The 18,976-nt window shown below is 40.0% G+C and carries 19 protein-coding genes; 4 read left to right on the forward strand and 15 right to left on the reverse strand.

The genetic code is table 11. The features are described 5' to 3' along the window. Positions 1-166 precede the first annotated feature (166 nt). The 5 genes from eis to sfsA form a co-directional block, all read right to left on the reverse strand. Positions 167-1,348: an enhanced intracellular survival protein Eis gene (gene eis / locus EO115_RS06005; RefSeq protein WP_126938062.1), complete on the reverse strand. Its 1,182-nt coding sequence runs from the start codon at positions 1,346-1,348 to the stop codon at positions 167-169. Between the two features lie 172 nt (positions 1,349-1,520). After that, a complete protein-coding gene (locus tag EO115_RS06010; protein WP_126938063.1) occupies positions 1,521-2,129 on the reverse strand; it encodes a LysE/ArgO family amino acid transporter in 609 nt (202 codons plus the stop codon). Between the two features lie 191 nt (positions 2,130-2,320). Continuing rightward, complete coding sequence (locus EO115_RS06015) at positions 2,321-3,238, reverse strand: DUF2156 domain-containing protein (protein ID WP_126938064.1); 918 nt, start codon at positions 3,236-3,238, stop codon at positions 2,321-2,323. Between the two features lie 417 nt (positions 3,239-3,655). Further along, positions 3,656-6,130, reverse strand: coding sequence for a DNA gyrase subunit A (gene gyrA, locus EO115_RS06020; RefSeq protein WP_126938065.1), 2,475 nt, complete (start codon positions 6,128-6,130; stop codon positions 3,656-3,658). Between the two features lie 154 nt (positions 6,131-6,284). Then, the gene (gene sfsA, locus EO115_RS06025) at positions 6,285-7,439 is read right to left on the reverse strand and encodes a DNA/RNA nuclease SfsA (RefSeq protein WP_126938066.1); all 1,155 of its coding nucleotides are present in this window, start codon (positions 7,437-7,439) and stop codon (positions 6,285-6,287) included. Between the two features lie 727 nt (positions 7,440-8,166). Between sfsA and EO115_RS06030 the strand changes: the two genes are divergently transcribed. The 3 genes from EO115_RS06030 to EO115_RS06040 all read left to right on the forward strand — a co-directional run bounded on the left by EO115_RS06030 (position 8,167) and on the right by EO115_RS06040 (position 10,385). Then, positions 8,167-9,354: a DUF1858 domain-containing protein gene (locus EO115_RS06030; RefSeq protein ID WP_126938067.1), complete on the forward strand. Its 1,188-nt coding sequence runs from the start codon at positions 8,167-8,169 to the stop codon at positions 9,352-9,354. Between the two features lies 1 nt (position 9,355). Beyond that, positions 9,356-10,009, forward strand: a complete 654-nt coding sequence (locus tag EO115_RS06035; RefSeq protein WP_126938068.1) for a hypothetical protein — start codon at positions 9,356-9,358, stop codon at positions 10,007-10,009. 94 nt (positions 10,010-10,103) lie between these two features. Next, positions 10,104-10,385, forward strand: coding sequence for a cupin domain-containing protein (locus EO115_RS06040; protein ID WP_126938069.1), 282 nt, complete (start codon positions 10,104-10,106; stop codon positions 10,383-10,385). Between the two features lie 68 nt (positions 10,386-10,453). Here EO115_RS06040 and EO115_RS06045 read toward each other — a convergent pair whose 3' ends face one another. The 10 genes from EO115_RS06045 to EO115_RS06090 all read right to left on the reverse strand — a co-directional run bounded on the left by EO115_RS06045 (position 10,454) and on the right by EO115_RS06090 (position 17,755). Next, entirely contained in the window at positions 10,454-10,801 is a 348-nt protein-coding gene (locus EO115_RS06045) for a hypothetical protein (RefSeq protein ID WP_126938070.1), read from the reverse strand. A 112-nt stretch (positions 10,802-10,913) separates the two neighbouring features. Continuing rightward, complete coding sequence (locus EO115_RS06050; RefSeq protein ID WP_126938071.1) at positions 10,914-11,369, reverse strand: OmpH family outer membrane protein; 456 nt, start codon at positions 11,367-11,369, stop codon at positions 10,914-10,916. Between the two features lie 148 nt (positions 11,370-11,517). Then, positions 11,518-11,868 (reverse strand): GerW family sporulation protein, encoded by a 351-nt coding sequence (locus EO115_RS06055; RefSeq protein WP_126938110.1) that lies wholly within the window; start codon positions 11,866-11,868, stop codon positions 11,518-11,520. 35 nt (positions 11,869-11,903) lie between these two features. Further along, positions 11,904-12,758: a hypothetical protein gene (locus EO115_RS06060; RefSeq protein WP_126938072.1), complete on the reverse strand. Its 855-nt coding sequence runs from the start codon at positions 12,756-12,758 to the stop codon at positions 11,904-11,906. A gap of 64 nt (positions 12,759-12,822) precedes the next feature. Continuing rightward, positions 12,823-13,401, reverse strand: a complete 579-nt coding sequence (locus EO115_RS06065; protein WP_126938073.1) for a cob(I)yrinic acid a,c-diamide adenosyltransferase — start codon at positions 13,399-13,401, stop codon at positions 12,823-12,825. 9 nt (positions 13,402-13,410) lie between these two features. Next, on the reverse strand, positions 13,411-14,361 hold the full coding sequence (locus tag EO115_RS06070; protein ID WP_126938074.1) for a M23 family metallopeptidase: 951 nt from the start codon (positions 14,359-14,361) through the stop codon (positions 13,411-13,413). Between the two features lie 12 nt (positions 14,362-14,373). Continuing rightward, entirely contained in the window at positions 14,374-14,895 is a 522-nt protein-coding gene (locus tag EO115_RS06075; RefSeq protein ID WP_126938075.1) for a DUF4446 family protein, read from the reverse strand. An 11-nt stretch (positions 14,896-14,906) separates the two neighbouring features. Continuing rightward, complete coding sequence (gene hydF, locus EO115_RS06080; RefSeq protein WP_126938076.1) at positions 14,907-16,124, reverse strand: [FeFe] hydrogenase H-cluster maturation GTPase HydF; 1,218 nt, start codon at positions 16,122-16,124, stop codon at positions 14,907-14,909. Positions 16,125-16,131: 7 nt separating this feature from the next. Continuing rightward, the gene (locus EO115_RS06085) at positions 16,132-17,001 is read right to left on the reverse strand and encodes a ParB/RepB/Spo0J family partition protein (protein ID WP_126938077.1); all 870 of its coding nucleotides are present in this window, start codon (positions 16,999-17,001) and stop codon (positions 16,132-16,134) included. After that, positions 16,991-17,755, reverse strand: coding sequence for a ParA family protein (locus EO115_RS06090; RefSeq protein WP_126938078.1), 765 nt, complete (start codon positions 17,753-17,755; stop codon positions 16,991-16,993). The genes EO115_RS06085 and EO115_RS06090 overlap by 11 nt, the downstream gene beginning before the upstream one ends. A gap of 656 nt (positions 17,756-18,411) precedes the next feature. Here EO115_RS06090 and EO115_RS06095 point away from each other — a divergent pair. Further along, complete coding sequence (locus EO115_RS06095) at positions 18,412-18,900, forward strand: TonB-dependent receptor (RefSeq protein WP_126938079.1); 489 nt, start codon at positions 18,412-18,414, stop codon at positions 18,898-18,900. Positions 18,901-18,976: the final 76 nt, after the last annotated feature.

Consider the following 18,976-nt stretch of genomic DNA (forward strand, 5'->3'; position numbering starts at 1 on the left):
TGCATAAGATCAATAGGAAAAAACTAATTCATGCATCATGCTGTCCCCAACAAAGCATTCACTCAACTAATTCCATTATATTTTCTTGCATCTTTTCATAACAAAAAACGATATACCCGACACTAGCAGAGCTCTCTCTGCTAGTATTGTTGTATATCGCTTTCGATTACCACCATTCATTAATATATGTATTTTGTTTTGGGTAGGCACGGTTCAATACTTCTAAAATATCTTCCGGCCCTTCTAATTTTTCCTCAAAGGCCAATTCTGTGGCGCTCATGCGTCCCATCAATAATAGTCCCAACGATCCTACTGAGAACACTAGTTTTGCATTCACGTCTACATGATCTTTATGCTTCACGATGTGTGCTTTTCCCTCTTTATATGACACGACATAGGTGCCGTGATTCCACGGACATAGTTCATCGCGCACCCCAAATTGGATAGCTCCTTCTAAGGCTACTGGAACAGGGATACTCTCCATCGCTAATTTCACGTCCACGATACGACTCATCATAAACGGCATCGTGCTATGTCCCACTTTTCCATCTGGCTGAAAGATATACCCTTGGTCAATCATGCCTTCGTTCCAACGTACACTTTCACCTTGGGAGCGATGATTATATAAGAAGTTCAATAACGACTTCTGTGCTCGACGTGTCGTGTACACAAATTCTGACACACTGATTTCAGGCTCTCCCAATCGATAGAAACAATACCCTTCTAATTGGCCAGAATCATTTTTCACATACCCTACTTGTACGCCTTCTGCAAATAGGGACTCTAACAAACGAACCCATTCTTTTTCTTTGCGCAAAGAATAGCCCGACAATGGTTTTGTATACGTTTCGTACACCCCAGCCAATCGTTTCCACTCGCGTGGGGACCGCAGCATGCCAAAGGATAACTCATGGCTCGTCAACGGACGAAGGTCATCTAGTTTCATCGTTTGCACCCATTGGTGTGCATATAATTCCCAACCATATTGTTGGTAAAAGCCCGCTTTCGATGGCATCAAAATGGTTAACCCTTGACCTCGTTTTTTCAATTCTTCTAAGGCTGCTTTCAATAATTTTTTACCTACCCCATGACGGCGCATAATAGGATCCGTAGCCACCCCAATCATATAGCTCATAGGGAGGTTCACGCCACGAACACGAATTGTATTTTGTCGCAAATGAACGGTACTCACTAAATAGCTGTGATCGATACCGACCATCGTATTGTCCGCTTCATAGGCTTTGTCGAAATAATAATTAAAAAATGGATGCCCTTCTGGCTCGAAGCAGTAGGCCCACAAACGTTTTACATCATTGAAATCCGTCTCTTTTGCTATTCTAAACTTCAAAATTATCCCTCTTCCATAGATATGGTACACATACTAACAGTTCAATTCATCTATCTTATTATTATATAAAAAAATAAGGGTCTACTGCTAGACCCTTTATACACTTCTTTTGTGAAAGTTTACAAATCCAACAACTTACTATGTTGTACTGTATATAAAACAAAATGTTAGCTTATAGATACATAAACACACCATCTACGAATAATTTTGCTCCGTAGCCGAATAAGATGAGTCCACAAATGCGATTAATCCAAACAAGCTGAGAAATTTGTATCCGCTTGGCTAACTTATGAATGATCGTAGACAAAGCACCAAACCAAGCAAAGGCAGATACGATATACCCCAGCAAGAAATATATAGCCGCATCCTCTGGAATGCTAGCTTTCACAGCGCCGAACATCATCGTCACATCGATCAGTGCCTGTGGATTCAACCATGCCACTGCAAAGGCTGTGGTCACAATATTCCAAATCGTCACATTCGTATCCATGTGAGATACTTGTGGTTCTGAATTAAACACGGTATAGCCCATATAAAAAATAACGGCCCCACCTAGCAATAGGATAATACCTTTCAGAAATGTCCATATATCAAAGATAGCACCGATGCCATAAAAGGCAGACACGCTTAATGTAATATCAAAAAATGCCACAATTAAAATGGTCATCACAATGCGAGAGACCTTTTGGACCAACGCGGTATTCACAATAAATAGGTTTTGCATTCCAATGGGTGCCAATACAGCAAATCCCAATAGAAGCCCTTCCCAAAAATAGGTCATATTGGCTCCTTTCATTATCTACATCCATTCTGTTACTACCTAGGTATTGTACGGCTTGACGTGAAGTCTTGTACAGTTCCAGTAAGCGCGTCCCCAAAAGACATCGCCAAGAACGAGCTACTTTTTAACCAACGAGAAAATAAAACTCCTAGGAACCTATGCTATTGTTCCTAGGAATTACATGCGATTTGTTATAGAGTGTCATCACAGCCACCCTGTTTGATACAACGGGCATCAAATTTTTCTGCAAAATGGTCTGGATGATACGATTCTTTCGCCATGCGAAGGCCTGGCAATCCCATATCTTCTTCACGGTTGATAAATTTCGTATCGGCGAATTCATGACGAATAAATTCATTATTGATAGCTTGATACAAACCACGAATAGTCGGATTTGCTTTTTCAATGTGGATCAAAGCCATATGTTCATTCAGCATTTCCCCAATCGTGAAAGCCTCGACATGTCCGAACAGTTTAATGCATCCGCCCACAAGACCTAATGCATCCCAATGATCAAAGAGTAAGTTGATAGCTGTTAACTCATCTTCAATTCCTTCTTCATGATGAGTTTCTACCCATTGCGCTGCCGCTTCTCGGCAAAGTGGAATTGTAGTCTCATCAATGGGCATATATTCATAGTTAGAATATTGCATACGGAATTGATTTAAATGATTTTTCTTTTGACGTAACTTTTTACCAGCTAAGGTAATCATATCTTCTGTACGATAAATATATTCAAAGTTATCTCTGTCTGCAGTAAATTCATAACAATCTGGACATAGCTTTTGCATTCGTTCCATCATAATAGGGTTAACACCTTTTAATAAAAATGGAATTTGATTGTCTTTGAACCATTCCTTAGCCATTTGTAAACCATCGACAAATTTGGCATCTTTTCCTGCAAATGGTGGCAACATAAATGGAGTGTCCGTCACTCCGCCACCTTTAATAAATAATACGCCTTCTTCTTCTGCCCAAGTAATGCCATACGCATCTTGCCACATAAACAATGTAGTAAAACTGTTATCTGACGCTTCATAATGATGCTCTGCAAAATACGCATCAATACGGGGCTTATCTTCTAAGGTAAAACGCTTGAAGTCTAAAATAGGACTCGCCTCCTAATACACTGATTTTATGATATAACATTACTATTATATGCTATTCATCGATAAAATTCAATGCAGAAAAAGTATAATGCCATTTCGAGTAGTAACCATGTGACGCACCTTTACTACCTAAACACTGAGGAACGCAGTTACGAGTAGCAGCCTTTGTTGCGTTCGTAACCACCTAAATTACGAAAACGCAAAAAGACCGCAACATACCCCTGAACAAACCTACCGTAGGATCAGTTTGAGAAGGGGTGTGTTACGGTCTTCCCTTATACTAATTTAGACAGAACGCCGCAGGCTACATAGCGAAACAAGTGACGACCCGTAGCAAACCTACCGTAGGATCAGTTTGTGGAGGAATGTGTCGTGCTCTTCCCTTGTTCTCAATTAAGAAAAGCAAGAAAGCCGATATTAGAACAAGCTTTCGTCTTCTTTTAGTGCTTCACTCGAGATAACCGCCACAGAGGCAATTTTATCTCCTTCGTCTAAGTTCTGTGTTTTCACGCCAGAAATGGCTTTACTTTTCTTCACAGCAATGTCGTTCACGTCAAAGCGAATGATCTTGCCTTGTTCAGAAATCAGCATCATTTCATCGTTGTCATTTACGATTTCCACGGCTACTACTTCGCCAGTTTTATCCGTGATTTTAAAGTTTTTCGTTCCTTTACCACCACGTTTTTGCACTGTGTAGGAGCTTTCTACATTGCGCTTGCCATAGCCTTCTTCACTGATAGTGAATACTTGGCATTCTTCGCCAGTACCGTGGATGATGCTAGCACCTACCACTTCATCGCCAGCGTTTAGGTTGATACCTTTCACGCCACGAGCAGCGCGTTTCATCAAGCGTACATCTGCTTCATGGAAACGAATCGCCATACCTTTTTTCGTGCCTAGCAATACATCTTGGTTGCCATAGGTCAAGCCTACAGAGATCAACTGATCCCCTTCGTCCAATGCCACTGCATTCAAGCCACCACGGCGGATGTTGCGGTATTCATCAATGGATGTCCGTTTTACAACGCCCTGTTTTGTAACCATGAACAAGTTCACATCGCTGGAAATACGTTCTAAGTCGATCATGTTCGTCACTGTTTCCCCTACATTAAGAGGAAGTACGTTGATAATGGCTGTACCACGAGAGTTACGGCTCGATGCTTCTGGAACTTCGTATGCTTTCAAGCGGTACGCACGACCTGTTGATGTAAAGAATAACAATGTATTATGGGTCCGCACATGCATAATTTGCGCCACATAATCGTCTTCTTTCGTTTTCATACCCACAACACCTACGCCACCTTTATGTTGGTTGCGGTACACATTGGCATTCATGCGTTTGATATAGCCTTGACGAGTTAAAGTGATCACCATTTCTTCGTCAGCAATTAAATCTTCTACATCAAAGTCAGAGGTATCGATTGTGATTTCACTACGACGTTTGTCGCCATATTTTTCTTTCATGGCGATCAATTCTTCTTTGATGATGTCACGTTGGCGTGCATCGGAGGCTAAGATCGCTTTCAAGTCCGCAATCAACACCAATAATGCCACATGTTCTTCTTCAATTTTTTCACGTTCCAAGCCTGTTAAACGAGCTAAACGCATATCTAAAATAGCATTCGCTTGAATTTCTGTAAGGCTGAACTTTTCAATCAAAGCGGTGCGAGCAATATCTGTAGTTTGAGAACTACGGATAGTATGGATTACCTCATCAATATGATCTAAGGCAATCAGCAAACCCTCCAATACGTGGGCACGAGCTTCTGCTTTTGCCAAGTCGAACTCAGTACGGCGTACGATCACTTCTTGACGATGTGTTAAGTAATGACCTAATACTTCTTTCAACGTCAATACTTTTGGATGGCCTTTCACCAATGCCAACATAATCACGCCGAATGTATCTTGTAATTGTGTATGTTTATATAGTTTATTCAACACGATATCTGGTTGCACGTCAGCACGCAATTCGATGACGATGCGAAGACCACGGCGGTCACTTTCATCACGAAGGGCGGTAATGCCGTCCACCACTTTATCACGGCTTAAATCTGCAATAGTTGCAATCAAGCGTGCTTTATTCACTTGGTACGGAATTTCTGTGACCACGATACGGTGTTTGCCTTTCGTCATAGCCTCAATGTGAGCTTTCGCGCGCATTTTGATGCTACCACGACCTGTGGCGTAGGCTTTTTTAATACCCTCACGACCAAGGATAGACGCTCCTGTTGGGAAGTCTGGACCTTTGATAGCCGTCATCAATTGGTTCACATCTACCTCTGGATCGTCGATGAGCATCACGAGACCATCTACCACTTCCCCTAAGTTGTGAGGCGGAATGTTCGTCGCCATCCCCACGGCAATGCCGGCGGAACCATTGATCAACAAGTTCGGAATCTTTGCTGGAAGTACAGTTGGTTCTTCCAAAGATTCGTCATAGTTCGGCATGAAGTCCACTGTTTTCTTCTCGATATCTGCTAGCATTTCTGTGGCAATGCGAGACATACGAACTTCTGTATACCGCATAGCCGCTGCAGAATCGCCGTCAATGGAACCAAAGTTACCATGGCCATCCACTAGCGGATATCTTGTATTAAAATCTTGGGCCAAACGCACCGTTGCATCGTACACAGAGCTATCACCATGTGGATGGTATTTACCAAGTACGTCGCCGACGATACGAGCCGATTTTTTGTACGGTTTCGACGGTGTCATGCCTGTTTCATGCATCGCATATAAAATACGACGGTGTACAGGTTTCAACCCATCACGTACATCTGGAAGGGCGCGCATAACGATAACGCTCATCGCGTAATCGATGTAGGAACTGCGCATTTCTTTATCGATTTGGACCGGCACAATCTTGCCGTGACTCCAAGCCTTTTCCTCCATTGTATCACCTCATTTTTAAAAACGAATCTATTAACTAATCCATTATACCATTTTATGCACTTTTTTTCTATCTTTTTACATGAAAGTTTCAATACACTCAAATTTTAATGCTTATGAAAGTATATTTCGTATAATTATTCCTATAAAGCTATCCTTATTTGCTTAACATCGCCTCATTTAATCGATTCATACGGAACTGTTCCACCACATCGATCATAAAGCGTTCATCATGGATAGGATTCACATCCATTTTGAATAGGTGTGATGAACAATGACAATCACTGCAACCAAAACCTTTCACCTCGTCTACGCTAATAGCCTTCATCGCCTTTGCCAATTTACATTCTAAATCGCTGGAGCTGCGAATCGGTAAGGCTGCCACAACAGTACTGACACTTCGCAAATAATCTAGATGCCAATGTTTTTGTTTACGCTTCCGTTTATGACGTTCTATGCGTTTTCCTAAATTGGCTTTCGCTGACCCTACATAGATATAATACCCAGCTTCAAAATGCATGTCTCCCTTACTGCCGATGGTTACGGTCACTGGCTCTTCCACCTGCAACACCATGAGGTAATCCCCTCGGTCCTCTGCTTCTCGTTGCACCGCTGCATCATTGTATAAGCACTCACGCACCACTGTAGGTTTAGTAAATTCTGGTGTCCACTGCAATGCCATAGCTTTCCAGTCTAACTGTGGTGCTACCTCTATAAATGTCTTCGTAAATTCCAAATCCGTGTGAAAGTCTGGAGAAAACCACAGAGCTCGTTCCCATTGCACTAAGAACAAAATACCCGTGCGGTATCCCTCATGTTGTAACTCTTGCAAGTGTAGTAAATGTTTCCTACCACGCTCCGTTACCGCATCAGGAAACATGGCCCCTTGATCACCAAATAAGGTACAGGACTTTACTTCCAGTAAAAAGTGTTCTTCCTGATCATTGGTGAGAAGCAAATCAAAGCGACTATGACCCACAGTATATTCACGGCGTACTACACGCCATTCCTCCCAACCTGGGATGAGTTGTTCAGCAATCATGTACTCCGCCATGTCATTACAATAATTGGTATCCAACATGATAGGCACACCATCTCGTTCAATACCGATGACACGATATTGCGTTTTCGCGCCTTCTTTCGGATGATGCACCACATACATCTTCACCCCTACAAACAGGAGCTCCCACATACGACCTGGATTTGGCAAGTGAGCTGCTATGATTTGTCCCTGTAACTCTAAATGAACAACAAATCGGTTAGGTCGCTCTACAAAGGTAGCAACCTGTACATTTTCATATAATACTTTCATATATATCCTTACGTTCTATCACTTCATATTACATCATTATTAACCCATCTTCGCATAGTATTCTACGATAGGTTTTATACATATATCTAGATTTATACAATATATTTATCAAGATTAATACATTACAAAATCATCAAAAAAGATAAAATTTCTCTATTCACAGTGCTCTAATATTCTAATTAGTAACATATATACACTACTCTGTGGATAACTATGTGAGTATCCTGTGCCTAATCTGTGTGTAAGCTCCAAGTTATTCACTGATATGTGGATAACTCCGTGATTATCTTATGTATACTCTGTGTGTAATTCCAAGTTATCTTTGCTGTATGTTTATTTTTGTCATAACTTAATCACTTTTTGTGGATAATTCTGTGTGTAACTTTAAATTTCCCGTGTATAAGCCGTGTATAGTTTGTGAATAAAATTCGTTGCCTCAGCTACATACAAGAACCACTTCTTATAGTATACTAAGAGCATAGGCTTTCGCCTAGTCATGTATAGCAATTATATAATTTATTTTCATGAAACTGCAGTCTAAGACAATTTGATGTAAAATACTTGTTATAATTTTATACATACTACTACATAACATATAAATAGGTATACAGCCCTTCACTAGATTGACTAGATACATTATAGCTATCCAACATTATCTATATTAAGGACAATACCTACTTTCATACACAATCATAAACAACATTTACTCAATTTTAAGGAGATACACATGGCACAAGTGGCAGGCAATTTACAACGTATCCGCAACGGGAAACGCACATACGCAATTACCCCTCGCATACCTGGTGGTTTCGTACAACCACAAATGTTACAAAAATTTATCGACGTGGCAAACACATTCCACGCAACTTTGAAAATTACAGGTGCTCAACGCATCATGATTACAAACCTAAAGGCAGAAGATGTAGACAAAGCGTGGGCCATGCTTGGCATGGAACCAGCGCATACCGTATCTAATCGTGTTCGTTCTGTGAAATTCTGCCCTGGCACGACATTCTGCAAACGTGCGAAACAAGACAGCGTACATTTAGGTATGCAATTAGAACGAAAATACATCTCTAAAGAAATGCCTTCTAAAATGAAAATTGGCGTATCTGGTTGTCCTAACTCTTGCGCCGAAGCCATCACAAAAGATATCGGCGTTATCGGTAATGACCAAGGTTGGCAAATCTATGCAGGTGGTAGCGCTGGCGCTCATCCACGCTTAGGCGATTTAATCACAGAGGTGGCTACCGAAGAGGAAGTACTAGCCATCATCGACCGCATGATTACGTACTATAAAGAAAACGCGCAAATCGAGCGTATGGGCCAATTCATTGAACGCATCGGTCTTGCTGCTTTCAAAGCTGCTGTATTAGACACAGTGGATGCTGCAGAAACTGCTCCGAAAGCCGCTGCAGAACCAGTGGTCAAATTACCAGGTCAAGGCAATGCAGGTCTTGTAGAAGCAGCTGCACCAACTAACGACAAAGGGGCCACACCACTTTCACCAGGACAACTGATTACAAAAGATACTATCGTTCGTCATATCGTTGACGTATACCCAGAATTAATTCCTATTTTGCAATCCATGGGCATGGGGTGCCTTGGCTGTCCTTCTTCTACAGGGGAACCTCTATGGCAAGCGGCGAATATCCACGGCATGGACATCGATGAATTAGTGGCAAAACTCAATGCTGGTCGCAATGTATCTGAAATTGCTATTACAAAAGATTCCATCATTCGTGATATTATAGATATGTATCCACAAACGGTGCCTGTGTTGCAATCCATCGGCATGGGTTGTCTTGGCTGCCCTTCCTCCACGGGGGAACCATTATGGCAAGCCGCTAGCATTCACGGCATGGATGTGGATGAACTTGTTTCCAAATTAGAAGTCGCACGAAAAGGAGCGTAACATGTCAGCAGTACTAGGACACATTCATTTCTGGTTATACAAAAAAATTCAGCTTATCGCTGAACGTGAACAAATTATTAAGAAAGAGGCACAAAGTCGCCTCGACGACTTAGCCGATGAGTTATATGCAACAGCCATCGATTTATATGGAAAACCAATTCCGCCTGATCGTCAGTTGGACCGCATCATCGACCATAACAACATCCACGGTTGGTTGCAAAACCAATTACAAACCTCTTCCGTTCGCGAAGCTACTTTCATCAAAGATTTAACGGATTGTGGCGGAGACGACGGTATCGATGCAGTATTAGAAGCGTTCATCAAACAAGGCGCAATGTGCGGTACAGAAGCAAAAGAAAAATTGACTGCTCAAACAGCACCTGCCATTTACACAGTGATGCAAGACTACTATGTAAATGGTATGCCTTGCGATCCAAGCGATACTATTATCGAGCAAACTGATACTACCTTTAGTTGGTACGGAAATCACCAAAATCAAATTTCCTATTGGAAAACAGCCGGCGTAAATCCAATTATTATGGCCGCTGCCTTCCAAGCATGGTTCAGCGCTTTCGTCAGTCACGTAGCACCGGACTTCGCATTCAATGTGAACCTTGATGGTGACATTCCTGTATATACAATTGCAAAAAGCTAAGTAGCTAAACCCTTTTTATATTATTAGAGCAGCATGACCGCTGTTGGTATTGACTTTCACCGCTGTGAAAGTCCCCAGAATAGGAGGTTCTACTATGGCAGGAACTGTAAAACAAGAACTAGGTTTAATTTTTGATGGCCCTAATTACAAAATCGTGAAAAAAGGCGGCATCGCTGGTGACAAAGTAGAAAAACACAATCACCCAGAAGCTAACGTTATCTTCACCGTTGTAAAAGGCAAAGTAAACGTATTCCTTAACGACACAGAATCCCATATCTTAACACCAGGCGAAGTATTGCACTTCGACGGCAACAACTACATCCAAGCTACATTAGTAGAAGATAGCGAGTTCGTTGTAAATCTAATTCATAAATAAGCTCATAATAAAAGGTGTGAATCCATGCTAGTCATTAGCATCGGGTTCACACCTTTTTTATAGCTCACCTACCAAATTAAATCAACAATTTTTTCTATTGGTGAATTAGGTACAATAGGATGTATCTTTGTAGATTGGTCTGCTTTACGAATCCCAGCAGGTCCCCTTACTTCAGTTACAGTAAACGTTTTGCCATACCGACTAATTAAAACATGTCCCCACACTTCTCTACCACGGCTGTCGGCCATCTTTGTCCATACATAAGCATTCTTATCATCCTTCTGAACTGTATCATTATCAATATAATATGATATTCCACCATTAGTTCCCACATAATACCAATGATTTGCCGCCAAAGACATCGTACTCCCTAATGAAATTAGCAACACAGCCAATAGTAACACTCTTTTTAACATATCTTTTCCTCCCTTATTACCACACTCGTATCTTATATCTATACCATAAGAATATCATACTATGAATAAAAAAATAACCCCCAAGTCACACGACCTAGGGGTTTATTATATCTTATTTGTTGATACGAGCTACTACATCTGGAGTTAAGTCGATAACTTGGTTACCTTCTTTTACTGCACCAACAGAAGATGGATTCATAGCTATTACATCAATATTTTTTTCATTTGCAACAGCTTTGATAGCCTCGCCTACTTTTGTATCCAATGGAGCTAATACTTTTGCTTCTTCTTGATTGTATTTTTCTTGGATACTACGAACGTTTTTATCGAAGTATGCTTGTTTTTCTGCATCAGTTTTGAAGTTGTTCAATTTATTGAACTCAGTTTGTAATTTTGGACCATATTCACCACGCAACTTTTCAATTTGCATTTGGATCGCACCAAAACCATTATAACCAGTATAAATAGCTTCTTCGTTGATAACACCTACATTTGCTGCATTGGATACTGTGAAAGCACCTACAACAGCCAATGCGCCTAATGTTGCAATTTTTTTAGTTAAATTCATGTATAAGCCTCCCTATGAGAAATATTTTCATCTATTTATCTAGTATAGCAAAGTTGTTGTTATTTAGCAACTTACCCCTTTACTATACGTCATGTATATGAATATTACATGAAATCAATAACTACAAATCTATGCGAATAGTTTGCAATTATTTCTCTTCACTTACATATACATATTCTTCTTTTCGTAATTTGCTGATAATTTCTGGAACCATACCAATTAAACGATCAAAGCCAGTATATTTAGCAGATCCTTTAATATTGAATAACTCGATACGCTCCCCTTTAATAACAAGTACTGCTGTTGGCTCAACTTTTGCTCCGCCACCACTTGCTTTTTGGCATCCGCCTAAACCAAGAGATACATCTACAAAAGGAACAATCGTAGTATCGCCCAAACGTACAGGCTCACCTACTACAGTTTCTACACGGATCATTTCTTTGAATTGTTCAAATAAGGGTTCTAAATTTTCCTTTAAGTTTGTAAGTTTTGTATCCATCATAACCTCCTATGATTCTTAGACTTCTGAAAGTATTAATTTACTGCACTTTGCTTACGACGACGATACTGTAAAAATGCTTTTACACTATCTGTTAGACATTCTCGAACTGCTTTTTTTAGAAGAAATTGAATTCCGTAAAAAGCAAACACACCTAGTTGCATATGTCCCTTTACTTCTAAACTACCTGTATAGGCAAAATCCGTATAGGAGAAATTTACTTCTTCCATTTGTTTCGGACAAAGACTATAGGCAGTCGCTGTAATCAGTCCCATTTCGTATGGTTTTGGAATCCCAAAATCCCCCTCTAAACGAAACACTCTAGGACTTGCATGACCAGCACATTGTTTACTTACAATAAACAAGGCTTCATACAGCTTAGGATTAGATACATGTTTCCACCACCAAAATGTGGGAAGATCTTTTGTATCCTTCGTTTCTTTTTGTTCGTCTGTTGATGAGGTAGTTCCTACTTCTTCAATGACATTTCCATCCGCATCAAATCGTACAGATGCCACTGGCTCTGGTCCATCATAACCAGATAATGGATACGGATCCATCTCTTCTTGCACAGAGTCTGCGTCCATCTCCTCATCCTCCATTTGCGAGGATAGTGGATCTAGCTCTTCTTTAACGCGACGATTTAACCAATCTTCATAATCGCGAGCAGAACCCACTTTCATAGACCCTAACACATACACCTCTTTGAACAGCGAATGACCTTGTTTATAGGCAAAATGCATTTTTAAAATACGATACATCCACTGCAATCGGAAGTCAAACTCATAGGGTTTACGAGAACTTACTTTCAGACTGTACGTGATTGGAATACATAGAATTGCTATGATGAAAGCTACTACCACAAGTAATAGAATCATCCATAGTGACACGATACCACCTGCCTTTCAGCAATTTACAAGACGTATATTACTTAAATTATAACATTCTTTACCCTTAATGCTCAATACCAAGACGAGCTTCTACACCTTGATCATAATAATGACGGTATGCTTCCATAACAGTCACTAAATCTGCCTCGTCTAATAACCACTGTGGAGCTCCTCGTCCTGTAAAGACAACTTCCACATCAGGGTTGCGTGCAGCTAGGATTGCACGGCCTTCTTCTTCTTCCACGAGTCCAAAGAAAAGAGCCATATTGTATTCATCTAAGATAACGATATCAAAGTCACCTGTGGACACGGCTTGCAAGGCTCGCTCTTGCCCTATATGAATTAAATCTTTGTATTCTTGTGGTGGTTGCCCTTTGGGAAAGACCACTACATCATCACCCCAACGACGCAATTCTTCATCACGCTTCATACCTTCAGGAACGATAAAAAACGGTTTCCCTACCGTTTCTACAGTAATTGGCTCTAATTGGTCTAACACAGCATGTTCTGAGTAGACTTTAGATTTCATAAATTGTAGTAACAATACTTTCTTACCAACACCTGCAGCTCGTACTGCGAGGCCGATAGCTGCCGTTGTTTTTCCCTTACCATCACCTGTATAAACTTGTACGTAGGATTTCATAGTTGCCTCCTATTGAATCGGCAAAAATAATAATGGATCGGCAGCCACACCATTCACGCGCACTTCATAATGTACATGACTACCTGTACTTTTACCAGTACTACCCATCAGTGCAATAGACTGACCTTTTTTTACAGTCATCCCTTGTTGCACCAAAATAGCAGAATTGTGACCATATCGTGTGACAAATCCATTGCCATGATCGATTTCTACTAAATTACCATATCCGCCACCATCACCAGCATAGACTACGGTGCCTGCCGCTGTAGCCACAATATTCGTTCCTGTATCATTGGCGATATCTAATCCTTCATGGAATCCACCACCACCATATACGGGATCTTGTCGCCCACCAAAACCAGAGGTAATCACACCTTTTGCTGGCCAAATGGATGGCATATGACTGTTTGCACTCGTATCATCCCCTTCGGACAATAACATAGATTGCAATTCACGAATATCTTTACCCACTCCATCACGAAGCACATGATATAGGGTATACATCGATGTCATACGTCGTTGTGCCTGTCTGTCTAAACTCGATATATGTGCAGATAATTGTGTAATTGTGAAAGTTTTATTGGGGCTTTTGGGAGAAGGGTCCTCTTTCTCTTCATTTGTTTTTGGAGTAGCGGTTGTATTCTGTACCGTTCCCGACTCTGTCCCCTTAATCATATTTCTAATATTTTGATCTAACTCATCTAAGGTCTTCATTTTTTTATCTAATACTTCAACCTTTTGATCGAGTAATTTAAGCTGCTCTTTTTGTAGCTGGTTTTCTTGGCGTAGTTGTAAGACTTCTACTTGTCGAGCTATCCCCCACACGCCAAATCCAAGAAGTGCTACTAGCAAGACGATAAGAATAACCGCTACTACTCGCAACTGTTTCTTGGTAAACCGCAACGTCCAATCCTCACCTTTTTGTTCTAGGCGAGACTGTAACCACTTAGGTACTTGCATTGCTATTCCTTTCTAGGCAGAAACGGATGAGCTGGCCAATACATCGCCATTACTACGCTGTCCCATCGCTGCTTGTAAGCTAGCTAATTCCTCTTGTGAAAGACTAGCTAGGCTTTTACCATTGACAATCGGTTTTGTAAAAATACGGGATTCATTTCTACCATATACACTAGAGATAACAATCCCATTTAAGTTACCATCTAATAAAGTCAGTGAAAATGACAATTCATTGCCAATATTTTCAAAGGCATTATATTTTACAAAACCTATATGTTGAAATGTTTCTGATTGTGTGGATTTAATAATCTTTTGCTCTGATAAAATGGTTTCCCATGTGCTTGCCATATCTCGAAGTTCTTTTACTTCGATAGCAAGACGGCGTTCAATACTTTGTCCATCTCCACCGTTCATAAAATATCGGTATCGTTTTGTCAGTCGATTCACCCGAATCTGTAGACTGAGCGCATGTAATACAAGGAGTACAATAATACCCCCTAATATCCATGGCAACCACGGTAATAGTTGTTCTAACACAATAATCCTCTCTATTCTAATTCATGTACAAAAGGTGCAATAGCACGTTGCAATATGCCATGCAAGGATGCAATCAACACACCATAGTTCACAATAGGAACTCCTTGAACAGATGCTACATCGATACGGCGTAATACTTCACGGCGAGTCAACATGCATCCACCACAGTGAATAATGACATCATAACTAGATACATCGTGAGGAAATTGCCCTCCACTAGTCCACTCTAATACTAAATCTGTGTATCCTTTTGCTTGTAACCAACGAGGGATTTTAACAGTCCCTATATCTTCGCATTGTTGACGATGCGTACATCCTTCACTGATCAATACCTTAGATCCTGACTGTAACTGACTAATAGCTTGTACGCCAGCTACTAAGTCTTTTAGTTTTCCTTTAAATCGAGCCATTAAAATGGAAAAGCTTGTCAAAGGTATTTCTTCTGGAACAATTTGACTGACAGCCTCAAACGCTTGTGAGTCTGTAATCACTAATTTAGGAGCTCTGTGCAAGTGTTGCAATGTATCCTGTAATTCTTCTACTTGGCACACCATTGCCATGCCGTGATGGTCTAAAATTTCTCGAATCATCTGTACTTGTGGCAAAATGATACGACCTTTTGGTGCCGATTCATCGATGGGACATACAAGAACGATAACATCTTTTTCCTCTATATAACCACCTAATAAGGACTGTACTTCTTCATCAACAGGTTTTAATCGACTTAAAGAGTCTAATAACTCAATTCGATGAGCTCCATCACTCACATCAGCGATTGCCACATGTGTACTATAGGCTTGCAATTCCGGATGTGCCTTGATAAAAGCTGCACCTGTATGACCGCTTACCTCGTTATACACCACTAAGGTAGGAATCTTTTGTTCTTCCAAGAGTTGCAACCATTCGATATCTTCAGGAATCGGTGCTACATCCGTACGCATCATATACACGGCCATATTCATTTGTGGCACTACTGTTTTTGTTCGCTCCACCCGTAACACACCTAATTCCGATGTATCATCAATACCTGCTGTATCTACAATCACAACAGGGCCTAATGGAAGCAATTCCATGGCTTTTGATACAGGGTCTGTTGTAGTTCCTGCGATAGGCGATACTAAGGAAATTTGCTGCTCTGTTAGGGTGTTAATCAATGTGGATTTTCCTGCATTACATCGTCCAAAAAATCCAATATGCACTCGATTCGCCTTTGCTGTTCCTTCTAACATAGCTGCTTTATTCTCCTTCTATATAGCTAATCAATCGCATTAGCTCTTCTTCATTTTTGAAAGTCACCTCAATGGTTCCTTGTATTTTTTTTGTGTTTTTTAAACGAATATCAACAGGGGCTCCCAGGCTATATTTTAATCGTTGCATCAGCTTTCTTAGTTCTGCTGTCGCTTTAGGTTGTGTGGACGTAAGTTTTTTCTTACCTGCCTGTAATGTTTTTACAAGTTGTTCAATTTGACGAGCATTTAACTCTTTTTCTTTAATAATCTCCAACGCTTCTCGCTGTAAATCTTCGCTTTTTAAGGCCAATAAAGGTCTTGCTTGGCCTACCGTTAACTCCCCTTCAATCAAATCTTCTTGAATACATTCCGGCAATTGTGTGAGTCGTACCATATTCGCAATATAAGAGCGACTACGGCCTACGATAGTAGCAATTTCTTCCTGTGTTTTTTTGAATGTATCCATTAAATATTGGTATCCAAAGGCTTCTTCCATGGGGTCTAAATTCTGCCGTTGCAAATTTTCTACAAGAGCAATTTCACTCACTTCTTCTGTTGTATAGTCTCGAACTACTACAGGAATTTTGGAAAGTCCTGCTAATTGACAGGCTCTCCATCGTCTTTCACCAGCTACAATTTCATAATGATCTTCTACCTTGCGCACAGCAATGGGAGCAATCAATCCATGTTTAGTAATAGATTCAACAAGAGTTGTCATATCATCTTCTGTAAATCGTTTACGAGGCTGATTTGGATTCGGCTGAATTTTTGTGATATCTACTTCGTAGCCACCTTTATGACCATCCTTAAATGTACCCGTTAATCCAAAAGACCCTAATCCCTTTCCTAGACCACCTTTTGTCTTTTTAAGAACCACGTTGTATTACCTCCCGAGCTAATGCACAATATACTTCCGCACCTTTCGATCGTTTATCGTAAATCACAACTGGCAATCCATGGCTTGGTGCTTCCCCTAATTTAACATTACGAGGTATCGTCGTTGTATATACAGCATCACCAAAGTAATTTGTTACTTCTTCTGCCACTTGTACTGCTAATTTAGTGCGTCCATTGTACATAGTAAGAACTACACCTTCTAGTTCTAAGTCTTCATTTAATTCTTCTTGTACAAGTTCAATCGTTTTAATAAGCTGGCTTACACCTTCTAATGCATAAAATTCTGTTTGAATTGGAATTAACACACTATTCGCAGCCGTTAACGCATTAATTGTCAACATCCCTAAGGATGGCGGACAATCAATGATAATATAGTCATAATTCGCTACAACCGGTGCGATAGCATGCTTCAAAATATATCCTTTGTTATCCATGTTGACCAAATCGACTTCTGCACCAGCTAGATCAATTGTTGTCGGTGCAATATGCAAAGTATCTATTACTGTTTCTTCAATAATATCTGTAATCGCTACATCATCAACAAGCATTTCATACACGCCTTGAGTTATATCGTCTTTATTAATACCCAGGCCACTTGTTGCATTTCCTTGAGGATCCAAATCCAATAAGAGCACTCGTTTTCCTTCTACTGCCAGAGAAGCACTCAAATTTACTGCAGTTGTCGTCTTACCAACACCACCTTTTTGGTTGGCTATGGCGATAATCTTAGCCATTATGTCACCTCTTTCTACTAGTCTTATCACATTATAACATAGATTTCTCTATTTTTTATGAAAGGAATAGGGAATTATACTGTTTTACTCTATTTTTTCTATCTTTTTTAATATGTTTCACGTGAAACAACATCTGTTATCCCTATACATCTATTATATATAAACATTACCTATTTAAGTATTAATGTGATTCATTGTATTATTATTCTGATTAAATTCAATCATATAATCTACACACCTATTCTTTAACATTTATAACATTCCACTCTAAATATTACCTCTAACTTCATTGATTTGTGCTACTCATATTAGATTTCTTTCATAACTTATAATGTTTCACGTGAAACATTACGACATAAATTGTAGAGTAGAGAGAATTTTCACTCTTAATTATGGCAGAGAGCCTGACGAACTATTAGAAACTAGGTCTACTATAGATCGCAGAATATTATTGAATCTATTATTCCATGAAATATATCACACTCTTATCTATTTAGTCCTATAAATTATATGATAGCATGTACCTCTCTTATCTTTACAAGCATACTTTGTTCAACCACCTGTGTAACAATATTCCTCTAATCGGCTATTCACAAACCTATTACATCTATCGTATAATTAAAGCATCAATTATTTCATATAAAGGGGGATATACTATGTTTAAAAAATTTAAAACATTAGCAATTCTAGGTACTCTTGCTTTCACTGCATTAAGCGCTAATCAAGTCGATGCACACCGACTTGGCCATGACCTTCCAGACTCTGACTTTGTGGTAGCTGGGATTCCTCGTACCTCTAATGCAGATGCAATTCGTCAAAGTTTAGGCACACCTACTTCTGAAGGCCGTTTTAGCCTTTCCTACGGTGGTCTTACCTTCTATGTGAGCCGTCAATATTATCCTGATGTTATCACCAAAGTAATTACAAACCGTGATGCTGCTACTGCGAGAGGTATTTCTGTAGGTGATACCATTCGTGATGTATATAATGCATATGGTAGCCCTGATAAAACATATAGCAAGGGAGGCTATGATATTTTATTCTACGGTTACTATACTCCTAATAGTGGTGATATGGCTGGCATCGAATTTGCTACCAATGGGCGCTATGTTCAAGAAATTACAATTACCGGCAGTGGAGAATAACCTATCACTATAGCCAGAGTGTTTCACGTGAAACAGTTGGTACCTAATGACAGTATTCCAATGAAAAGGGTCCTTC

It is taken from the genome of Veillonella sp. CHU740 (genome assembly GCF_003992055.1).
Lineage (GTDB): Bacteria > Bacillota > Negativicutes > Veillonellales > Veillonellaceae > F0422.

What these genes read in the sequence shown, in the direction of transcription:
- EO115_RS06010 (WP_126938063.1), bottom strand. Translation starts at nt 2,129, where the DNA reads ATGACCTATTTTTGGGAAGGGCTTCTATTGGGATTTGCTGTATTGGCA.
- gyrA (WP_126938065.1), bottom strand. Translation starts at nt 6,130, where the DNA reads ATGGAGGAAAAGGCTTGGAGTCACGGCAAGATTGTGCCGGTCCAAATC.
- sfsA (WP_126938066.1), bottom strand. Translation starts at nt 7,439, where the DNA reads ATGAAAGTATTATATGAAAATGTACAGGTTGCTACCTTTGTAGAGCGA.
- EO115_RS06030 (WP_126938067.1), top strand. Translation starts at nt 8,167, where the DNA reads ATGGCACAAGTGGCAGGCAATTTACAACGTATCCGCAACGGGAAACGC.
- EO115_RS06035 (WP_126938068.1), top strand. Translation starts at nt 9,356, where the DNA reads ATGTCAGCAGTACTAGGACACATTCATTTCTGGTTATACAAAAAAATT.
- EO115_RS06040 (WP_126938069.1), top strand. Translation starts at nt 10,104, where the DNA reads ATGGCAGGAACTGTAAAACAAGAACTAGGTTTAATTTTTGATGGCCCT.
- EO115_RS06045 (WP_126938070.1), bottom strand. Translation starts at nt 10,801, where the DNA reads ATGTTAAAAAGAGTGTTACTATTGGCTGTGTTGCTAATTTCATTAGGG.
- EO115_RS06050 (WP_126938071.1), bottom strand. Translation starts at nt 11,369, where the DNA reads ATGAATTTAACTAAAAAAATTGCAACATTAGGCGCATTGGCTGTTGTA.
- EO115_RS06055 (WP_126938110.1), bottom strand. Translation starts at nt 11,868, where the DNA reads ATGGATACAAAACTTACAAACTTAAAGGAAAATTTAGAACCCTTATTT.
- EO115_RS06065 (WP_126938073.1), bottom strand. Translation starts at nt 13,401, where the DNA reads ATGAAATCCTACGTACAAGTTTATACAGGTGATGGTAAGGGAAAAACA.
- EO115_RS06070 (WP_126938074.1), bottom strand. Translation starts at nt 14,361, where the DNA reads ATGCAAGTACCTAAGTGGTTACAGTCTCGCCTAGAACAAAAAGGTGAG.
- hydF (WP_126938076.1), bottom strand. Translation starts at nt 16,124, where the DNA reads ATGTTAGAAGGAACAGCAAAGGCGAATCGAGTGCATATTGGATTTTTT.
- EO115_RS06090 (WP_126938078.1), bottom strand. Translation starts at nt 17,755, where the DNA reads ATGGCTAAGATTATCGCCATAGCCAACCAAAAAGGTGGTGTTGGTAAG.
- EO115_RS06095 (WP_126938079.1), top strand. Translation starts at nt 18,412, where the DNA reads ATGTTTAAAAAATTTAAAACATTAGCAATTCTAGGTACTCTTGCTTTC.